The organism is Isoptericola sp. NPDC056578 (assembly GCF_042793275.1).
GTDB lineage: Bacteria > Actinomycetota > Actinomycetes > Actinomycetales > Cellulomonadaceae > Isoptericola.
On the sequence record NZ_JBHTVC010000010.1, the window covers coordinates 57888 to 76235 of the forward strand.

At 74.4% G+C, this 18348-nt stretch carries 15 protein-coding genes; 12 read left to right on the forward strand and 3 right to left on the reverse strand.

All coding sequences use genetic code 11. The features are described from left to right. The first annotated feature begins 53 nt into the window (after positions 1-53). From ACFQ80_RS06350 to ACFQ80_RS06370, 5 genes are all read left to right on the forward strand, one after another. Positions 54-533 (forward strand): NfeD family protein, encoded by a 480-nt coding sequence (locus ACFQ80_RS06350; RefSeq protein ID WP_430551766.1) that lies wholly within the window; start codon positions 54-56, stop codon positions 531-533. A 108-nt stretch (positions 534-641) separates the two neighbouring features. Beyond that, the gene (locus ACFQ80_RS06355) at positions 642-1829 is read left to right on the forward strand and encodes an SPFH domain-containing protein (RefSeq protein WP_430551767.1); all 1188 of its coding nucleotides are present in this window, start codon (positions 642-644) and stop codon (positions 1827-1829) included. 139 nt (positions 1830-1968) lie between these two features. Further along, positions 1969-2733: a TetR/AcrR family transcriptional regulator gene (locus ACFQ80_RS06360; RefSeq protein WP_430563008.1), complete on the forward strand. Its 765-nt coding sequence runs from the start codon at positions 1969-1971 to the stop codon at positions 2731-2733. Next, a complete protein-coding gene (locus ACFQ80_RS06365; RefSeq protein WP_430551769.1) occupies positions 2733-4484 on the forward strand; it encodes an ABC transporter ATP-binding protein in 1752 nt (583 codons plus the stop codon). Before ACFQ80_RS06360 ends, ACFQ80_RS06365 begins: the two co-directional genes overlap by 1 nt. Continuing rightward, positions 4481-6502, forward strand: a complete 2022-nt coding sequence (locus tag ACFQ80_RS06370) for an ABC transporter ATP-binding protein (protein ID WP_430563009.1) — start codon at positions 4481-4483, stop codon at positions 6500-6502. Before ACFQ80_RS06365 ends, ACFQ80_RS06370 begins: the two co-directional genes overlap by 4 nt. A gap of 36 nt (positions 6503-6538) precedes the next feature. Here the strand turns inward: ACFQ80_RS06370 and ACFQ80_RS06375 are convergent, their stop codons facing one another. Together ACFQ80_RS06375 and ACFQ80_RS06380 are read right to left on the reverse strand one after the other, a co-directional pair. Continuing rightward, positions 6539-7087, reverse strand: a complete 549-nt coding sequence (locus tag ACFQ80_RS06375) for a GNAT family N-acetyltransferase (protein ID WP_430563010.1) — start codon at positions 7085-7087, stop codon at positions 6539-6541. A gap of 67 nt (positions 7088-7154) precedes the next feature. Beyond that, complete coding sequence (locus ACFQ80_RS06380; RefSeq protein ID WP_430563011.1) at positions 7155-7844, reverse strand: NAD(P)-dependent oxidoreductase; 690 nt, start codon at positions 7842-7844, stop codon at positions 7155-7157. Between the two features lie 136 nt (positions 7845-7980). Here ACFQ80_RS06380 and ACFQ80_RS06385 point away from each other — a divergent pair, with 136 nt between their 5' ends. Together ACFQ80_RS06385 and ACFQ80_RS06390 are read left to right on the forward strand one after the other, a co-directional pair. Beyond that, on the forward strand, positions 7981-9000 hold the full coding sequence (locus tag ACFQ80_RS06385) for an AraC family transcriptional regulator (protein ID WP_430563012.1): 1020 nt from the start codon (positions 7981-7983) through the stop codon (positions 8998-9000). Between the two features lie 57 nt (positions 9001-9057). Beyond that, complete coding sequence (locus tag ACFQ80_RS06390; RefSeq protein ID WP_430563013.1) at positions 9058-9909, forward strand: TrmH family RNA methyltransferase; 852 nt, start codon at positions 9058-9060, stop codon at positions 9907-9909. A 69-nt stretch (positions 9910-9978) separates the two neighbouring features. Here ACFQ80_RS06390 and ACFQ80_RS06395 read toward each other — a convergent pair whose 3' ends face one another. Next, positions 9979-11931 carry a beta-N-acetylglucosaminidase domain-containing protein gene (locus ACFQ80_RS06395; protein WP_430563014.1) on the reverse strand — a complete coding sequence of 651 codons (1953 nt, stop codon included), beginning with the start codon at positions 11929-11931 and terminating at the stop codon, positions 9979-9981. 227 nt (positions 11932-12158) lie between these two features. On the opposite strand from ACFQ80_RS06395, the gene ACFQ80_RS06400 reads away from it, so the two are divergent. The 5 genes from ACFQ80_RS06400 to ACFQ80_RS06420 all read left to right on the forward strand — a co-directional run bounded on the left by ACFQ80_RS06400 (position 12159) and on the right by ACFQ80_RS06420 (position 18322). Next, a complete protein-coding gene (locus ACFQ80_RS06400) occupies positions 12159-12974 on the forward strand; it encodes an ABC transporter ATP-binding protein (RefSeq protein WP_430563040.1) in 816 nt (271 codons plus the stop codon). Positions 12975-13080: 106 nt separating this feature from the next. Further along, the gene (locus tag ACFQ80_RS06405) at positions 13081-14067 is read left to right on the forward strand and encodes an ABC transporter substrate-binding protein (protein ID WP_430563015.1); all 987 of its coding nucleotides are present in this window, start codon (positions 13081-13083) and stop codon (positions 14065-14067) included. A 19-nt stretch (positions 14068-14086) separates the two neighbouring features. After that, entirely contained in the window at positions 14087-16183 is a 2097-nt protein-coding gene (locus ACFQ80_RS06410) for an iron ABC transporter permease (RefSeq protein ID WP_430563016.1), read from the forward strand. A gap of 76 nt (positions 16184-16259) precedes the next feature. Continuing rightward, entirely contained in the window at positions 16260-17195 is a 936-nt protein-coding gene (locus tag ACFQ80_RS06415; protein WP_430563017.1) for a universal stress protein, read from the forward strand. Positions 17196-17269: 74 nt separating this feature from the next. After that, a complete protein-coding gene (locus tag ACFQ80_RS06420; protein WP_430563018.1) occupies positions 17270-18322 on the forward strand; it encodes a siderophore-interacting protein in 1053 nt (350 codons plus the stop codon). Positions 18323-18348 lie beyond the last annotated feature (26 nt).

An 18348-nucleotide genomic window follows, 5' to 3' on the forward strand; every position in this document is an offset into this window, starting at 1 on the left:
GAGGGTCTCCCGGCACCGCACGCTCCCGCGAGGGACGACGAGGGGAGAGAACCGTGGACTCCTGGCTGTGGTGGGTCGGAGGCGCGCTGCTGCTCGCCGCGATCGAGATGCTCTCGTTGGACCTCGTGCTGATCATGCTCGCGGGGGGCGCGCTCGGCGGTGCGGTGACGGCCGCGGCGGGCGGCGAGCTCTGGCTCCAGATCGTCGTGGCGTGCATCGTGTCGGCGCTGCTGCTCTTCACGCTCCGCCCGTGGCTGCTGCGCCACCTGCGCCAGCGCACGCCTCTCGTGGAGACCAACGCCGCGGCACAGATCGGCCGGTCGGCCGTCGTGCTGGCCGAGGTCACGGAGACCGGCGGCCGCGTCAAGCTGCAGGGCGAGGTCTGGAGCGCCCGGCTCGAGGACGACGGCATCCCGAATTCCACCGGGCGCGTCCCGGTCGGAGCGGAGGTGCGCGTGCTGCGCATCGAGGGCGCCACCGCCGTGGTCGAGCCGGTCGCGACGACGCACGAGCAGCCCGAGCACACCGCCTGACGGTTGTGGCTCGGGTGGCCCTGACCGCACCGAGCAGGGACCCGTACGACCCGCCGGGTGCCCCGGCGGCACCGTCTGATGTCGACCAGGTCGACGGAAGGGACCGACGTGTCCGATACCGAACCAGGCACCATCGTGCTCTACGTGGTGCTCATCATCCTGGCGATCGTCCTGATCGTCGCGCTGGTCAAGGCCGTGCGCATCGTGCCGCAGGCGACGGCGCTGATCGTCGAGCGCCTGGGCCGCTACAACAAGACGTTCGAGCCGGGGCTGCACCTGCTGGTGCCGTTCGTCGACCGCATCCGCGCCGGCGTGGACCTGCGCGAGCAGGTCGTGTCCTTCCCGCCGCAGCCGGTGATCACGAGCGACAACCTCGTGGTGAGCATCGACACGGTCATCTACTTCCAGGTGACGGAGCCGAAGTCGGCGGTCTACGAGATCGCGAACTACATCACCGGTATCGAGCAGCTCACGGTCACCACGCTGCGCAACGTCGTCGGGTCCATGGACCTGGAGCAGACGCTCACCAGCCGCGACCAGATCAACGGCCAGCTGCGCGGGGTCCTCGACGAGGCCACCGGCCGCTGGGGCGTGCGGGTGAACCGCGTCGAGCTGAAGTCGATCGAGCCGCCCGCCTCGGTGCAGGGTGCGATGGAGCAGCAGATGCGCGCCGAGCGCGACCGCCGCGCCACGATCCTCACGGCCGAGGGCGTCAAGCAGTCCCAGATCCTGACGGCCGAGGGCGAGAAGCAGTCGCAGATCCTGCGCGCGGAGGGCAACGCCCAGTCGGCGATCCTCACGGCCGAGGGTGAGGCCCGCGCCATCCTGCAGGTCTTCGACGCGATCCACCAGGGTGACGCCGACCCCAAGCTGCTGGCCTACCAGTACCTGCAGATGCTGCCCCAGATCGCGAACGGCACCGCCTCGAAGCTGTGGGTCGTGCCGACCGAGTTCACCGCCGCCCTCGGGTCCATCGCCCAGGGCTTCGGTGGCGTGCCGGGCACGCCGGGGATCCCGACCCCGCCGTCGGGCGACGAGGGCGGGGCCGAGGCGCGGCCGCGACCGTCGTCGCTCCCCGCGCAGGCCCTCGAGGACCCGGGCGAGGCGCTCGCGGAGGCGCGGCGCCAGGCGGAGGCCGCCACGGCCGACGCGACGAGCGCGGGCACGCGCTCGGGCGCGCCGTTCGACCCGTCGGCCGAGCGCGGCCAGCGGCCGTCCGACGGCCCGACGGCGCCGCCGGCTCCCGGGGCGCAGCCGCGCTCGCTCGGCGGCGAGCCGGAGGAGCCGCAGCAGTAGGTCGCGCAGGGTTGCGATCGAGAGGGCCGTCACCCCGTGGGGTGGCGGCCCTCTCGTCGTGCCCGTCCTGGCCGTGCGGGAGGGGGAGGTCCGCGCGCGACGTTGCGGAGTGAGCGCTCACTCATTTAGTGTGGCGCTCATGAGTCCCACGCCCACGCCGACCGGTCGCGCCGCGCCCATGGCGCCGGACGACCGCCGCTCGGCGATCATCGACGCCGTGCTCCCGCTCGTCGGCGAGTTCGGCCTCGACGTCACCAGCCGCGAGCTCGCCGACGCCGCGGGCATCGCCGAGGGCACCCTGTTCCGGGCGTTCGGCGACAAGCTCACCCTGATCGGCGCGGTGGCGGTCGAGGGCCTGCACCGGGCCTCCGGGCCGGTCGAGACGCGCGCCGAGCTCGCGGCGATCGACCGGGAGGCGCCCCTCGAGGAGCGGCTCGAGCGCGTCATCGAGCTCGGCCGCCGCCGGATGACCGACGTCATGCGCTGGATGGGCGTGCTGCGCGCGCTGCACCACCGCACCGGTGCGCGCGACCAGGTCGAGCCCGGGCACGTGCAGGACTTCCGGGCGCAGCTGGCGCAGCAGCGCGAGCAGCAGCGCGAGGCCACCGTCGCCGGGCTGATCGGGGTGCTGCAGCCCGACGAGCACCGGCTCCGGGTGCCGATCGAGGTCGCGGTGGCCCTCGTCGAGGCCAGTATCGCCGGCACGCACGCGCGGGTCGACCACCTGCTGCCCGCGCCCTCGCCCCGGGTCGTCGCCGATGCGCTCGTGCACGGCATCGCGGAGGATCGAGGAGAAAAACACGTGCCCGCGGCCACCACGACGACGAACACTGCCTCGAACGCTCCGTCCGAGAACCCCCCAGGGGCGGCGACGCCCCGGACCCCCCACCCCCAGGAGCCCTGATGCTCGTCTCCCTGGCGCGGACCTACCTGCGCCCGTACGCCGGCGCCGTCGGCCTGCTGCTGGTGCTCCAGCTGCTCGCGACGCTCGCCTCCCTGTACCTGCCGTCCCTCAACGCGGACATCGTCGACAACGGTGTGACGACCGGTGACACGGCCTACATCATGCGCGTGGGCGGCTGGATGCTCCTCGTGAGCCTCGTCCAGGTCCTGTGCGCGGTCGGCGCGGTGTTCCTGGGCGCCCGGGCCGCGACGGCGCTGGGCCGCGACGTGCGCCGCGACCTGTTCGACTCCGTGCAGGGCTTCTCCGCCCGCGAGCTCGGGCAGTTCGGCGCCCCGTCCCTCATCACCCGCACGACCAACGACGTGCAGCAGGTGATGATGGTCGTGCTCATGACGTTCACCATCATGGTGATGGCGCCGATCATGCTGGTCGGCGGCGTCATCATGGCGCTGCAGGAGGACGTCGAGCTGTCCGCGCTGCTGCTGGTCGTCGTGCCCGTCCTCGGTATCGCGATGGGCCTGCTGATGTGGCGGATGGTGCCGTACTTCAAGGCGATGCAGAAGCGGATCGACGCGATCAACGGCGTGCTGCGCGAGCAGATCACCGGCCTGCGGGTGGTGCGCGCGTTCGTCCGGGAGAACCGCGAGCTGGAGCGCTTCGGCGCCACCAACGAGGCGCTGTACGACACGTCGCTGAACGCCGGCAAGCTGATGGCGCTGGCGTTCCCCATGGTCATGCTCATCATGAACGCCTCCAGCGTCGCCGTGCTCTGGTTCGGCGCGCAGCGCATCGACAACGGCCAGATGGAGGTGGGGGCGCTCATGGCGTTCCTCAGCTACATCATGTACATCCTCATGGCCGTGATGATGTCGACGATGATGGTGATGATGGTGCCGCGCGCCTCGGTCGCCGCGGGCCGCATCAGCGAGGTGCTCGAGACCGAGACGTCGGTGACGGAGCCGGCGGCGCCGGTGAGCCTCTCCTCCCTGGCCGACGGCGAGGGGCCGCGCGGCGAGGTGCGCTTCGAGGGGGTCGGGTTCCGCTACCCGGGCGCCGACGAGCCGGTGCTGCACGACCTGGCGTTCACCGCGTCGCCCGGCCGGGTGACGGCGATCATCGGCTCGACCGGCGCGGGCAAGACGACGCTGCTCAACCTGGTGCCGCGGCTCTTCGACGTCACCGAGGGCCGCGTGCTCCTGGACGGCGTCGACGTGCGCGACCTGGCGACGGGTGACCTCGGGTCGCAGCTCGGCCTGGTGCCGCAGAAGGCGTTCCTGTTCAGCGGGACGGTCGCGGACAACCTCCGCTACGGCAAGGCCGACGCCACCGAGGAGGAGATGTGGGCCGCGCTGGAGATCGCGCAGGCGCGCGACTTCGTCGAGGCGCTCCCCGAGGGGCTCGAGGCGCCGGTGGCGCAGGGCGGCACCACGTTCTCCGGCGGTCAGCGGCAGCGGCTCGCGATCGCGCGCGCCGTCGTCCGGCGCCCGCGCGTGTACCTGTTCGACGACTCGTTCTCGGCGCTCGACTACAGCACGGACGCGCGGCTGCGCGCGGCGCTGCGGCCGCGCACGCAGGACGCGACCGTCCTCGTCGTCGCGCAGCGCGTGGCGACGATCCGCGACGCCGACCAGATCCTCGTGCTCGACCACGGCCGCATCGTCGGGCGCGGCACGCACGCCGGGCTGCTGGCCGACAACGAGACCTACCAGGAGATCGTCTCCTCCCAGATGTCCCTCGAGGAGGCGGCATGAGCACCGAACGCAAGGCCCCTGCCCGTCCCGCCGGCGGCCCGCGCGGCGGCGGCCCCATGGGTGGCATGGGCGGGGCCCCGGGCGCCAAGGCCATGGACTTCCGCGGGTCGCTCGTGCGGTTCGCCCGCGTGATGCGTCCCGAGCGGGCGCGCGTCGTCCTGCTCACCCTGTGCGGCATCGTCTCGGTGGCGCTCACCGTGGCGGGCCCGAAGATCCTCGGCGACGCGACCAACGTCATCTTCGCGGGGTTCGTCGGCAAGGCGCTCGCCCTGGCCGGGGTCCCCGCGGGCACGACCGGCGACGAGGCCGCCGCCATGCTGCGCGCCTCCGGGGACAGCGCCCAGGCCGGCCTGATCTCCTCGCTGCCGGACGTGGTCGTGGGCCGGGGCGTGGACTTCACCCGCCTCGGCGAGATCCTCCTGTGGGTGCTCGCCATCTACCTGGGCGCGTTCCTCTTCGGGTGGCTGCAGGCGCGGATCATGACGATCGCCGTGCAGAACACGATGCGCCGGCTGCGCGACGACGTCGAGGCCAAGCTGCACCGCATCCCGCTGAGCTACGTGGACAAGCAGGCCAAGGGCGAGATCCTCTCGCGCGTCACCAACGACATCGACAACGTCGCGCAGACGACGACCCAGACGCTCGCGCAGCTCGTGACCTCCGTGCTCACGGTGATCGGCGTGCTCGGGATGATGTTCTGGATCTCGTGGGTGCTGGCGCTCGTGGCGCTGGTGACCGTGCCGCTGTCGGTGGTCCTGACCATGCAGATCGCCAAGCGGTCGCAGCCGCAGTTCGTGGCGCAGTGGGCGGCCACCGGGCGCCTCAACGCGCACGTCGAGGAGATGTTCACCGGCCACTCGCTGGTGAAGGTCTACGGGCGCCAGGAGGCGGCGGCGGAGAAGTTCGGGACCGAGAACGAGGCGCTCTACGACGCGTCGCGGAAGTCGCAGTTCATCTCCGGCACGATGCAGCCGTCGATGGGCTTCCTCGCGAACCTCAACTACGTGATCGTGGCCGTGATCGGCGGCCTGCGCGTGGCCTCGGGGCAGCTGTCCCTGGGCGACGTGCAGGCGTTCATCCAGTACTCGCGGCAGTTCACGCAGCCGCTCACGCAGATCGCGTCGATGATGAACCTGCTGCAGTCCGGCGTCGCGTCGGCCGAGCGGGTGTTCGAGCTGCTCGACGCCCCGGAGCAGGACCCGGACCCGGCGGACCCCCGCCGGCTCGGCGACGTCCGCGGCCGCGTGGCGTTCGAGGACGTCTCGTTCTCCTACGACCCCGAGACGCCGCTCATCGAGCACCTCGACCTCGTGGCGGAGCCCGGCCAGACGATCGCGATCGTCGGCCCCACGGGCGCCGGCAAGACGACGCTCGTCAACCTGCTCATGCGGTTCTACGAGGTGAACGAGGGCCGCATCACGCTGGACGGCGTGGACACGCGCGACCTGACGCGGGACGACCTGCGCTCGCGGATCGGCATGGTGCTGCAGGACACGTGGCTGTTCAAGGGCACCATCGAGGAGAACCTGCGCTACGGGGTGCGCGACGGCGACCAGGTGGGCGAGGCGGAGTTCCTCGCGGCCACCGAGGCCACGCACGTGGACCCGTTCGTGCGCACGCTGCCCGACGGGTACGCGACGCTGCTCGACGACGAGGCGACCTCGCTCTCGGCGGGCGAGAAGCAGCTGCTGACCATCGCCCGCGCGTTCCTCGCCGACCCGGAGATCCTCGTGCTCGACGAGGCGACGAGCTCGGTCGACACCCGTACCGAGGTGCTGGTGCAGCAGGCGATGAACGCGCTGCGGGCGAACCGCACGTCGTTCGTCATCGCGCACCGTCTGTCGACCATCCGTGACGCCGACACCATCGTGGTCATGGAGCACGGGCAGATCGTGGAGCAGGGCGACCACGACACGCTGCTCGCGGCGGGCGGTGCCTACGCACGGCTGTACGAGTCGCAGTTCAGCGCCCCCGCGGTGGACGAGGAGGACGCGGTCGCCGGTCCCGCCGGCGTCTGACCCCGCCGCTCGCCCGATCCTCCCCGCGGGCCGGGATCAGGGGAGGACGAGCATCCGGGCGGGCGGCGCCCCCTCGCGCTGCCAGTCGAACCGGGCCTCGCCGACCACGCGCCACCCGCGGTGCAGGTAGACGGCGTGCGCGACGCCGTCGCGGTCGTCGACGTCGAGCACCGGCGTGCGCCCCTGCGCGTGCAGGTGCGCGACGGCGACGTCGAGCAGCGCGCCGCCGACCCCGCGGCCCTGCGCGCCCGGGCCGACGAAGAGGACCGACACGCAGCCCAGCTCCTCGACGGGGCGGCCGGCGCCGGCGGACCAGATGGCGCCGAACCGGTCGTCGGGCACGGAGGTCACGCTCACGTGCCCGACGACCGCGCCGTCGAGCTCGGCGACCCACGCGCGCTCCTCGTCCGGCCGCACCAGGAACTCCTCGGTCGGGAAGGGCAGCGGCCACCGGTGCGGGTAACCCGACGCCGGCTGCTGGGCGGCGAGGACGTCGACGAGGGCGGGCAGGTCGGCCGCCGTGCGGTCGCGGAGCACGACGGCGGGAGTGCGGGCCGGGGCGTCGGAGGTCGCGTCGGAGGTCACCCCGCGATGGTGGCACGGGGCCCCGACAGGCTCGCGCCGGTCCGGGCCCCGCGGGATGGTGCGGGCGTCACGCGGAGACGCTGAGCGTGGCGCCGATGGTCCCCGCGTCGGCGAGGGCGCCGGCGTGCACGCGCGCGAGCTGCGTGCGCGACACCTTGAGCCCGCGCCGGGTGTCGTCGGTCGTGACGTGGGCGGGGTCGACGGCCGTGCCGTCGTCGGGGACGTCGGTGAGCGAGACGGGCCGCACGAGGGTCCAGTCGAGGCCGCTTTCGCGCACCACCTCCTCCTGCCGGCCCGAGTCGGTGAACTGGCGGCCGATCACGAACCGGAACACCAGCTTCCACGTGAGGTCGAGGTGCGCCCACGAGTCGCCGAGGCCGTACGTGCTCTGCACGACCAGCCGGCGCACGCCGGTCTCGCGCATCGCCGCGACCACGGTCGCGGTGCCGCGCGAGCGCACGTCGGGCGGGGTGCTCGACCGGCGCAGCCACTGCACGGCGAGCGGGTTGTCCGAGATGCCGAGCGTGACGACGACGGCGTCCTGACCGGCGACGGCCTTGGCGACCGCCTCCGGGTCGAGGGCGTCGCCGTCGACGGGTCGCAGGGAGCCCCGCTGCGCGTCCAGACCTGAGACCGGTGCCGCGAACGCGGTGCTCGCCGTCCGGCCGAACGCGGTCACGCGGTGCCCCGCGGCCACCAGCTCGCGGGTGACGGCGAGGCCGCTGCCCCGCGTCGCTCCGACCACCAAGACGTCCATGAGAGTCCTCCTCGTCGTGCCGGGCCCCGTGCGGTCCCGGCGTCTGGCTCCAGACTTCCGCCCGATCACCGGACGAACCATGAGGTGTCATCCAGGAGTCTTGACCGTTCGTCCGGGACGGGCGGACGATGGCGGGATGAGCGACGCCGCCCTGCTCCCCGTCCCCGGTGCCGGAAAGCCGCAGGTCGACCCCTGGGCCGACGTGCTCGGGACCCTCGAGATGGACGCCGTCTTCTGCTCCACCGGCCGGTTCTCCGAGCCCTGGGGCATCGCGATGCCGGCGCTGCCGGGCGTCCTGATGTTCCACCTGCTGCTCGACGGCCGCGCCGTCGTCGACGTGGAGGGCGGGCGGCACGACCTGGGCCCGGGCGACCTCGTGCTGGTGCCGCACGGTGCCGGGCACGCGATCACCGGCACCGCCGACGACCCCGCCACCGGGCTCTGGGACGTCGACCGCACGGTGGTCGCCGACCGGTACGAACAGCTCCGGATCGACGGGGGCGGGCGCCCGGCGGCCCTGGTCTGCGGGGCGGTGGGGTTCACCGACCCGGGGGTCGGCCGCCTGCTGGCGAGCCTGCCGGCGGTGCTGCGGGCGCCGGACGCCGCGAGCGGGCCGGGCGCGGGCGACGACGGGTCGGACGGCGACTGGGTGCGCGCCGTCGTCGCGGCGATCGACCACGAGGTGCGCCACCCGCGGCCGGGCACGGACGTCGTCACGGCCCGGCTCGCCGACGTGCTGCTGGTGCACGTGGTGCGCCGCTGGCTCGAGGCGGAGGAGCCGGCGTCGGGGTGGATCGCCGCGCTCCGCGACCCCGCGCTCGGGCCCGTGCTGCGCGCCGTGCACGCGGAACCCCAGCGCCCGTGGACGCTGGAGTCGCTCGCCGCCGTCGCGCGCCTGTCCCGGTCTGCCTTCGCCGACCGGTTCGCCCGCACCGTGGGCGAGCCGCCGATGGCCTACGTGGCCGGGTGCCGGATGGACGCGGCCGCGCGGCTGCTGCGCGACCCGGACGCGAGCGTCGAGCGCGTGGCCCGGCAGGTCGGCTACGACTCGGTGCCGGGGTTCCACCGCGCCTTCGTGCGGCGGCACGGCGCGACGCCGGGCGCGTGGCGCTCCTCCGGCCCGGCGCGCACCCTTGCCGAGGTGCTCGCGCGCTGAGGGGCGGAGGGCCCGGACCGGTGGGGGGCGCGGGCGCGCGCGGGGGAGAATGCCCCGGTGAGCACCCCCGAGCCCGGCGTCGACGACGCCCGCACCACCCGCATCACCGACCCCGCCGACCCGCGCCTGCACGACTACACCGACCTCAAGGACGTGAAGCTCCGCTCCGTGCGCGAGCCCGCCGAGGGGCTGTACATGGCCGAGTCGTCGTCCGTGATCCGGCGGGCCCTCGAGGCGGGCCACCGTCCCCGGTCGTTCCTCATGGGCGAGAAGTGGCTCGACTCCCTGGCCGACGTGCTCGCCGCCCATCCCGACGTCCCCGTGTACGTCGGCCCGGACGACGTGGTGCAGCGGATCACCGGCTTCCACCTGCACCGCGGGGCGCTCGCGGCCATGCACCGGCCGGTGCTGCCCTCCGTGCACGACCTGCTCGCCGGGGCGCGCGCCGGCGCGGGCGCGCGCCGCGTCGCCGTGCTGGAGGACATCGTCGACCACACGAACGTCGGGGCGATCTTCCGATCCGCGGCGGCGCTCGGGGTGGACGCGGTGCTCGTCTCGCCGCGCTGCGCCGACCCGCTCTACCGCCGGTCGGTGCGGGTCTCGATGGGCACGGTGTTCCAGGTGCCGTGGACGCGGCTGGAGTCGTGGCCGGGCGGCCTGCACGCGCTGCAGGACGACGGCTTCACCGTCGCGGCGCTGGCCCTCGCCGACGACTCCGTGTCCCTCGACGACCTGGTGGCCGACCCGCCCGAGCGGCTCGCGATGGTGCTCGGCACCGAGGGCGACGGGCTCTCGCGAGGGGCGGTCGCGGCGGCGGACGTCGTCGTGCGGATCCCGATGGCCGGGGGAGTGGACTCGCTCAACGTCGCGGCCGCGTCGGCCGTGGCGTTCTGGGCGACCCGGGCCTGATCCCGGCGCGGACGAGGGGGCCGGCGCGTCGCACCGACCCCCGTCGTCCGCCCCCTGCGGGCGACCCGATCAGCCCTTCAGCTCGGCCGCCAGGTCGTCGAGGAAGACGTCGAGCACGCCGTCGCCCAGCTTCACCGGGGCGGCGCCCCAGCGGTTGTCCGGCGGGTCGACGATCACCTGGGCGGCCGCCTCGGCCGAGGCGTCGGCCCGGGCGAGGAGCTCGTCGCGTCGCGCCGTGTCACCGCGCAGGTCGGCCCGGGCGGCGTCGAGCGTGGCGAGGAACGCGTCGCCCCACAGGTCGGTCGCCTCCAGCCAGGGCGCGGCGTCCGAGGCGAAGGCCGGGTCCACACCGGACCGCCGGAGCGTCTCGGGGATGCCCGCGACCGTCCGGGCGTCGTCCCGCAGGCGGGCGATCGCCGCCGCCTGGTGGCCGGCCTCCCAGCGCTCCCAGAAGTCGCCGATCTCCGCCGCGAGGGCGGGCGCCTGCGGCTGCCACGGGTCACCGAAGCTCGGCGCCAGGTGGTTGAGGTCCCCGAACGCCAGGAGCGCCTCCACCGCGTCGCGGTCGTCGTGGGCCAGGTAGCGCATCGCCTCGACCCAGCTCCGGTCGCGGTCGTACCCGCGGTCGTTCCACGCGAAGTCCGCGATGCCGAAGACGGCGACCTTGCTCGCCGCGGCCTGGTTCATCGGGTTGGAGACGATCCCGGCCAGGTGGTCCGACAGACCCGGCTCGCGCTTGTCGTACGGCGCGAGGAGGAGCCGTCCGCTGGTCTGCCCGTAGTCGTTGACCGGGTAGTTGTCCCACAGGAAGGTCGGGCCGCCGAAGACGGTGTCCGCCTCGATCGCCTGGTCCACCGAGATCGACTGCGGCACCACGTCGTTGCCCGTCCACATGACGACGACGTCCTCGTCCATCTCCCGCAGCGCGGCCTTGTAGGGCGACTCCGTGGTGTTGTAGTACTCCGTCGGCACCATCTGCAGCGGCCGGGCGCCGTCGTGCGTCTCGATCCAGCCCTGCTGCACGCGGGTGAGGAAGTCCGCCTGGGCCTTCCCGGCGTTCCCCGGCGACGGGTCGCCGTAGGCCTCCTGGTCCGAGTCGCAGGCCCAGCGCGCGTAGTCGATGTCGTCGAGCGGGACGCTGAACGCCCGGACGCCGACGTCGTACAGCGCCTGGAACTTCCGCTCCAGCGCCGCCATGTCCTCGTCGCCGGAGTAGCAGACGCTGTTGCCGGGGGAGAGCGCGAACGTGAAGCGCACGTGGTTCGCCGTCGCGGCCTCGACCAGCTCGGCGAGCTCCGCGAGCTTGTCGGCCGGGTAGTCCTCGCGCCACTTCTCGCGGTGGTACGGGTCGTCCTTCGGGGCGTAGACGTAGGTGTTGGCCTTCACGTCGCCGTAGAAGGCGAGCTGGTCCAGTCGCTCGGCGTGCGTCCACGGCTCGCCGTAGAAGCCCTCGATGGTGCCCCGCAGCGGCATGGCGGGGAAGTCGCGGACCGTGGCGCCGGCGAGCGTCGTGCCCCGGCGGCCGTCGACCAGGAGCTGCTCGAGGGTCTGGACGGCGTAGAACTGCCCGGTCGCGTCGGCCCCGGCGAGCACGACGGTGCCGCGGCCTCGGTGCCCGTCGACCTGCACCGCGTACGCCTCGTCGTGGTCGGGCACCGTGACGCGGCCCAGGGCGGCCCGGACGTCGGTGCGCGACGCGTCACCGAGGAGGAGGCGGACCTCCCCGCCGGCCGGGCGGCGGTCGTCCGCGTCGCGGACGACGGCGCGCACCCCGTGCTCCCGCAGCGTGCGGGTGAGCGCGTCGCGCGCCGCGTCATCGGTGTCGGCGTCGACCACGACGTCCACGGATCGGGGGAGGCGGAGGTCGTCGTCGGAACGCCAGATCTCCTGCGGGGCGGGGCTGACGGTGGGAAGGTCGTCCCGGGTGGCGGGCGACGCGGACGCGGTCGTCGTCACGCCGGCGGCGAGGAGCATCGTGGCCGTGAGCGTGCCGGCGGCGAGTCGTCGTCTGACGGTGGTCATGGAAACCTCCATTGGTCTAGACCAGTTCGACCACCCTGACGAAGGTCGATGCTCCTGTCAACAGGAGGACGGGGTCGTCGCCGAGGGGTCCGCTGGTGACCCGCGCCACACTGAATTACGCAACGGGGGGATGACGAAACCCGGAGGTGAAGGTTAGCCTCACCTACGTGAGTCAGACCTTGGTGCCCTCGGCGCCCCCCGCGGTCGAGTCCCGTCCCGCCGTCGCGATGGCGGGGCGCGGCCTGCGGCTGTCGTACGACCGCCGCACCGTCGTCGACGGCGCGGAGATCGAGCTGCGGCCCGGCGCGGTGACCGCGCTGCTCGGGCCCAACGGCTCCGGCAAGTCGACGCTGCTGCGCTCGCTCGCGCGCCTGCACCGCCCGGACGCGGGCTCCGTCACGCTCGCCGCCGGCGACGCCGCTGACGGGGAGGGCGCCACCGACGCGCTCGCCCTGCACCCCAAGGACTTCGCCCGCCGCGTCACGCTGCTGTCGCAGAGCCATCCGACGCCGAGCGGCGTGACCGTGCGCGACGTCGTCGCGTACGGCCGGCACCCGTACCGTGGGCGCTTCCGTTCCGCGGACGCGGACGGGCCGCGCGCGATCGCGCACGCCATGGACGTCACCGGCGTCGCCGAGATGGCGGAGCGGGGCGTCGACGAGCTCTCCGGCGGCGAGCTGCAGCGGGTGTGGCTCGCGACCTGCCTCGCGCAGGACACCGGCGTGCTGCTCCTCGACGAGCCCACGACCTACCTCGACCTGCGCTACCAGGTGGAGCTGCTCGACCTGGTGCGCGACCTCGCCACCGAGCACGGCGTCGCCGTCGGCGTGGTGCTGCACGACCTCAACCAGGCCGCCGCCGTCGCGGACCACGTCGTCGTGCTGCACCGCGGCGAGGTGCGGGCGTCCGGCCCCGCCGCCAGGGTGCTCACCAGCGAGCTGCTCACCGAGGTGTACGGCATCCGCGTCGAGGTCACCACGCACCCGGACACCGGCCGCACCCGCTGCGAGGCCGTCGGCCGGCACGACGCGCGCGGCGTCTGACCTCGCGCGACCGGACCACCGGACCACCACCACTCGCCGGCGCCCCCGCCCGGCACCGTCGCGCCCGCTCCCGCGGCGCACCGACTCGAAGGACACCGAGACACCCATGCGCATCCCCACCCGCCCCCTGCTCGTCGGCGCCACCGCCGCCGTGGCCGCGCTCGCCCTCGCCGCGTGCGGCACCACGGAGGACCCCGCCGAGGCGGCGGCGCCCGAGTCGTCGGCCGGGAGCGGCCCCGTCACCTACACGGACGAGCGTGGCGAGCACACGCTCGACGCCCCCGCCACCGAGGTCGTCTCTCTCGAGTGGGGCCTCACGGAGAACCTCGTGGCGCTCGGGGTCGAGCCGGCGGGCCAGGCGGACGTCGAGGGGTACAACACCTGGGACACGGTCGCGCCGATCGACGAGGGCACGCCCGACGTCGGCACGCGCGGGGAGCCGAGCCTGGACGCCATCTCGGCGCTCGAGCCGGACCTCGTGGTCACGACCACCGACATCCCCGAGAACGTCATCGCGCAGATCGAGGAGGTCGCGCCCGTCCTGACGCTGCGCGGCTCCGACGGCGAGGACCCGCTCGGCTACATGAAGGAGACGGTGACCACCCTCGGGGAGGTCACCGGCAAGCAGGACGAGGCGACCCAGGCGCTGGCGGACTTCGACGCCAAGGTCGCCGAGGGCAGGACCGCGCTCGAGGAGGCGGACCTCGGCGGCGCCGAGTTCGCGATGGCCGACGGCTGGATCGCCAACGGCACCGTCTCCGTGCGCATGTACACGCCGGGGTCCTTCTTCGGCGCGCTTGGCGAGGCCGTCGGCCTCGAGAACGCCTGGACCGAGGGCGGCGACCCCGACTACGGCCTCGCGCAGACCGACGTCGAGGGCCTGACGAAGCTCGGCGACGTGCAGTTCGTCTACGCGGCGAACGACGCCGAGGCCGACCCGTTCGCCGACAGGCTGAAGGGCAACAAGGTGTGGGAGCAGCTGCCGTTCGTGACGGCCGGCGACGTGCACCGCATCCCCGACGGCATCTGGATGTTCGGCGGCCCGCTGTCGGGCGCCGCGTACATCGACGCGCTCGTCGACTCGCTCGCCTGATCGCCCGCAGCACGTGTCCGTGACCGACTCGCCGCCGTCCGCCGCCCCCGCCACCGCGCCGGGGCGGCGGGCGGCACCCGTCCGTGTCGTGGCGGCGTTCGTCCTCGCCGTCGTCGCGGTGCTCGTCCTGGCCGCGGTGCACCTCACGCAGGGCACGGCGGACGTCGGGGTGCCCGACGTGCTGCGCGCCCTCGTCGGGTCCGACGCCGACGGCACGGTCGCCGTGCTCGTCTCGTCCCGGCTGCCACGCCTCCTGGCGGGGCTGCTCGTCGGCGTCGCGCTCGGCGTGGCCGGTGCGGTGCTGCAGTCCGTGGCGCGCAACCCGCTCGCGTCCCCCGACACGCTGGCGGTCAACGCGGGCGCGTACGTCACGGTCGTCGCGGCGGCCGCCCTCGGCCTGTCCGTCCCGTTCTACCTGCAGGGCGGGCTCGCGTTCGTCGGCGGCCTGGCCGCCGCGGCGCTCGTGCTCGCCCTCGCGCGCGGCGGGGCCGACGGGCCCACCCGCCTGGTGCTGGCGGGCTCGGCCATCATGCTCGCGCTGCACTCCCTGACGATGGTGCTGCTCGTGCTCTTCGAGCAGGAGACCACCGGCCTGTTCGCGTGGGGCAGCGGCAGCATCGTGCAGTCCGGCACGCGCACGGTGAGCATGGCGGCCCCCGTCGTCCTGGTCGGCGTCGCCGCCGCCTTGCTGCTGGCCCGCCGGCTCGACCTCCTGGGCCTGGGGGACGACGCCGCACGCGTGCTCGGCATCGACGTGCGCCGCACGCGCGTGCTCGCCGTCCTGGCCGCCGTGCTGCTCGCCGCGATCGCTGTCACCGTGGCCGGACCCATCGGCTTCGTGGGCCTCGCGGCTCCCGTCATCGCCCGGCTCGTGGGGCGCAAGGTGCCCGGCCTCGGCCGGCACGTGCTGCTCCTGCCGTTCGCCGCCCTCGTGGGCGTCGTCGTGGTGCTCGGCGCGGACGTGCTGCTGCGCGCGATCCTGCCCGGTCAGGCGTCGGTCGTGGTGCCGACCGGCGTCGTGACCAGCGTGCTCGGTGCCGGCATCCTCGTGTGGATGGCGCGGCGCCTGCGCGACTCGGGTGCCGGGGCGCGCGGCGCCCGGGGTGCCCTCGGCCGGCCCCGTTCGCGCGCGCGGGTGGTCGCGGTCCTGGTGCTGCTCGGCGTCGCCCTCGTGGTGGCCGTGGTCGCCGGCCTGCTCCTCGGCGACCGGGTCGTGCTGCTGGGCGACGTGTCGAACTGGGTGCAGGGGGTGGCCGGGCGGCAGGTGAGCTTCGTGCTCGACCAGCGCGTGCCGCGCGTGCTCGCCGCCGTGCTGGCGGGAGCGGCGCTGGCGCTCGCGGGCACGATCGTGCAGGCCGTGTGCCGCAACCCGCTCGCCGAGCCGAGCCTGCTCGGCGTGACGTCGGGCGCGGGCCTCGGCGCCGTGCTGATGATCCTGCTCGTGCCCGGGGTCGGCATCTGGCAGATGTCCGCGGCGGCGGGCGCGTGCGCGCTCGGCGTGTTCGCCCTCGTGTACCTGCTGTCGTCGCGCGGCGGGCTGGGCTCCGAGCGTCTGGTGCTCGTCGGTATCGGCGCGCAGGCGGGCACGACGGCGCTCATCACTCTCGTCGTCCTCGTCATCGCGCCGTGGGACGTCAACCTCGCGCTCACGTGGCTGTCGGGCTCGACGTACGGGCGCAGCCTGGAACAGCTCCTTCCCGTCGCCCTCGCGCTGCTCGTCATGGTGCCGCTCGCCGCGACCTACCGCCGCGAGCTCGACGTGCTGTCGCTCGACGAGGACACCCCGCGCGTCCTCGGCCTCCCCGTGGACCGCTCGCGGCTGGTGCTGCTCGGGGCCGCCGCGCTGACCACGGCCGCCGCCGTGTGCGCCGTGGGCGTCATCGGCTTCGTCGGGCTCGTCGCCCCGCACGCGGCCCGCGCGCTGGTCGGCGCCCGGCACGCGCGGGTGCTGCCGGTGGCGATCCTCGTCGGGGCCGTGCTGGTGTCCGCGGCGGACACGCTCGGCCGCATCGTCATCGCGCCGGGGCAGATCCCCGCGGGTCTCGGGACGGCGCTGCTGGGGGCGCCGTACTTCGTCTACCTGCTCTGGCGCTCGCGGGGACGCGCGACGGCCTGACGGTCCCTCGAGCGGACCCACGCTGTCGAGCGGACCCACGCTTTCGAGCGGGGCCGCGGCGAGGGACGATGGCGGGGTGGACGAGCACGGTGCCGCCCCGGTGGTGATCGGTTACGACGCGTCGGAGCCTGCCGACGTCGCCCTCGCCTGGGCGGCGCGGGAGGCGCGCACGCGCGGCGCCGTCCTGCGCGTCGTCTACGTGCGCGACGCCCACGACACGGGGGTGGCCGCGCGCCCGCACGGCGACGACCTGGGGGAGCGGGGGGACGGCGGGGCGTGGCCCGTCGTCGAGGAGGCGGCCGCCCGGGCCCGCGACATCGCCCCCGGCGCGACCGTCGAGACCTTCGTGGAGTACGCCTCCCCGTCCGCGGCGCTCGTGGGCATGTCGGCCGACGCCGGGGCCCTCGTGCTGGGCGCCACCCGGCACGGCGGCCTGTACGAGGCGATCCGGGGCACCGTCGTGCTGCAGGTGACGGCGCACGCCCACTGCCCCGTGGTGGTCGTGCCCGCCGAGGGCCCGCGGGCCGACCTGCCGCCGGACGCCCCCGTCGTCGTCGGCTACGACGGCTCCGAGCAGTCCGGCGTGGCCCTCGACGCCGCCGTCGACACCGCGTGGCGGCTGGGGCGCGCGCTCCGCGTCGTCGTGGTGTGGCGGCCCGGGGTGGCGGAGTGGGTGACGTCGCGCGGCCCCACCGAGCACGAGGCCCACGACATCACCGAGGCCGACGCCGGGCCGGTGCTGCAGCGCGGCCTGGCCCGGGTCGAGGAGCGGCTGCGGGAGCGCGGCGCGTCCGAGGGTGCGCTCGAGGTGCTCGGCGAGACGCGCGAGGGGCAGGTGGTGCGCGTGCTGCACCGCGAGGCGGAGGGTGCCGAGCGGCTGCTGCTGGGCACTCGGGGGCGCGGCGGCTTCGCGTCGCTGCTGCTCGGTTCCGCGACGCACACCCTGGTGCGGACGTCCGCCTGCCCGGTCGTCGTCGTGCGTGCGTCCGGCGCGGTGGAGGCGGCGACGTAGCGTCGGACGCGGCCGTGTGACGACGGTCACCCGGGGTTGCGGATCCCGGGCGAGGTGAGGTTAGGCTTACCACCGTGACCGAGACCGCCGAGGCGACCGAGCGCGCCGACCAGACCGCCGTGCAGGACGTCGTCCCCGAGCAGCCGTACCGCATGTTCGACGTCACCGTCTCGCGCGTCACCCGGCTCTGCCCGTCGTTCATCCGCATCACGTTCACCGGCGAGGACCTCGACGGGTTCGCCGACAACGGCAAGGACCAGCGGATCAAGTTCCTGCTCCCCGCGCCCTGCGGCGGCTGGGAGTACCTCGACCGGCAGAACCCGGACTGGTTCACGTCGTGGCGCGCGCTGCCCGAGGAGCGTCGCAACCCGCTGCGCACCTACACCGTGCGCGCGGTCCGGCAGGACCTGCGCGAGGTCGACGTCGACATCGTGCTGCACGGTGACACCGGGCCCGCGTCCCGCTGGGCCAACGGCGCGAAGCCGGGCGCCCCGCTCGTCATCATGGGCCCCAACGCCGCGTACACGGACGGGCCGCACGGCGGGCTCGAGTTCAACCCGCCCGCCCGCAGCCACGCCCTGCTCCTCGCCGGCGACGAGACCGCCGTCCCGGCGATCGCCGCGATCTGCGAGTCCCTGCCGGCGGACGCCGTCGGCGAGGTCTTCCTCGAGGTGCCGCACCGCGAGGACCGCTGGACCCTGGCCGCGCCCGCCGGCGTGCGGATCTCGTGGCTGCCGCGCGAGGACCGGGAGCACGGCGACGTGCTCGTTCCCGCAGTGAAGGAGGCCGCGGACCGGCTGCTCGCCATGGGCGTGCGCCCGTCGGCGGACGCGCCGGCCGCTCCCGAGCTGCTGGCCGCGGAGGCCGACGGCCCGGCACTGACCGCCGCGGGCGTCGACCTGGACGGCGAGCTGCCCGACGTCGACATCGACGCGGACATCCTCTGGGAGGTGCCCGTCGACGCGACCGGCCAGCCGCTCGCGCAGGACACGGTGCTCTACGCGTGGCTCGCCGGCGAGGCCGGATCGATCAAGACGCTGCGCCGCTACCTCGTCTCCGAGAAGGGCGTCGACCGCAAGGCCGTCGCCTTCATGGGCTACTGGCGCCGCGGCCGCGCGGAGTGCTGATCCGGCACCTGCCGGCCGCGTTTCGG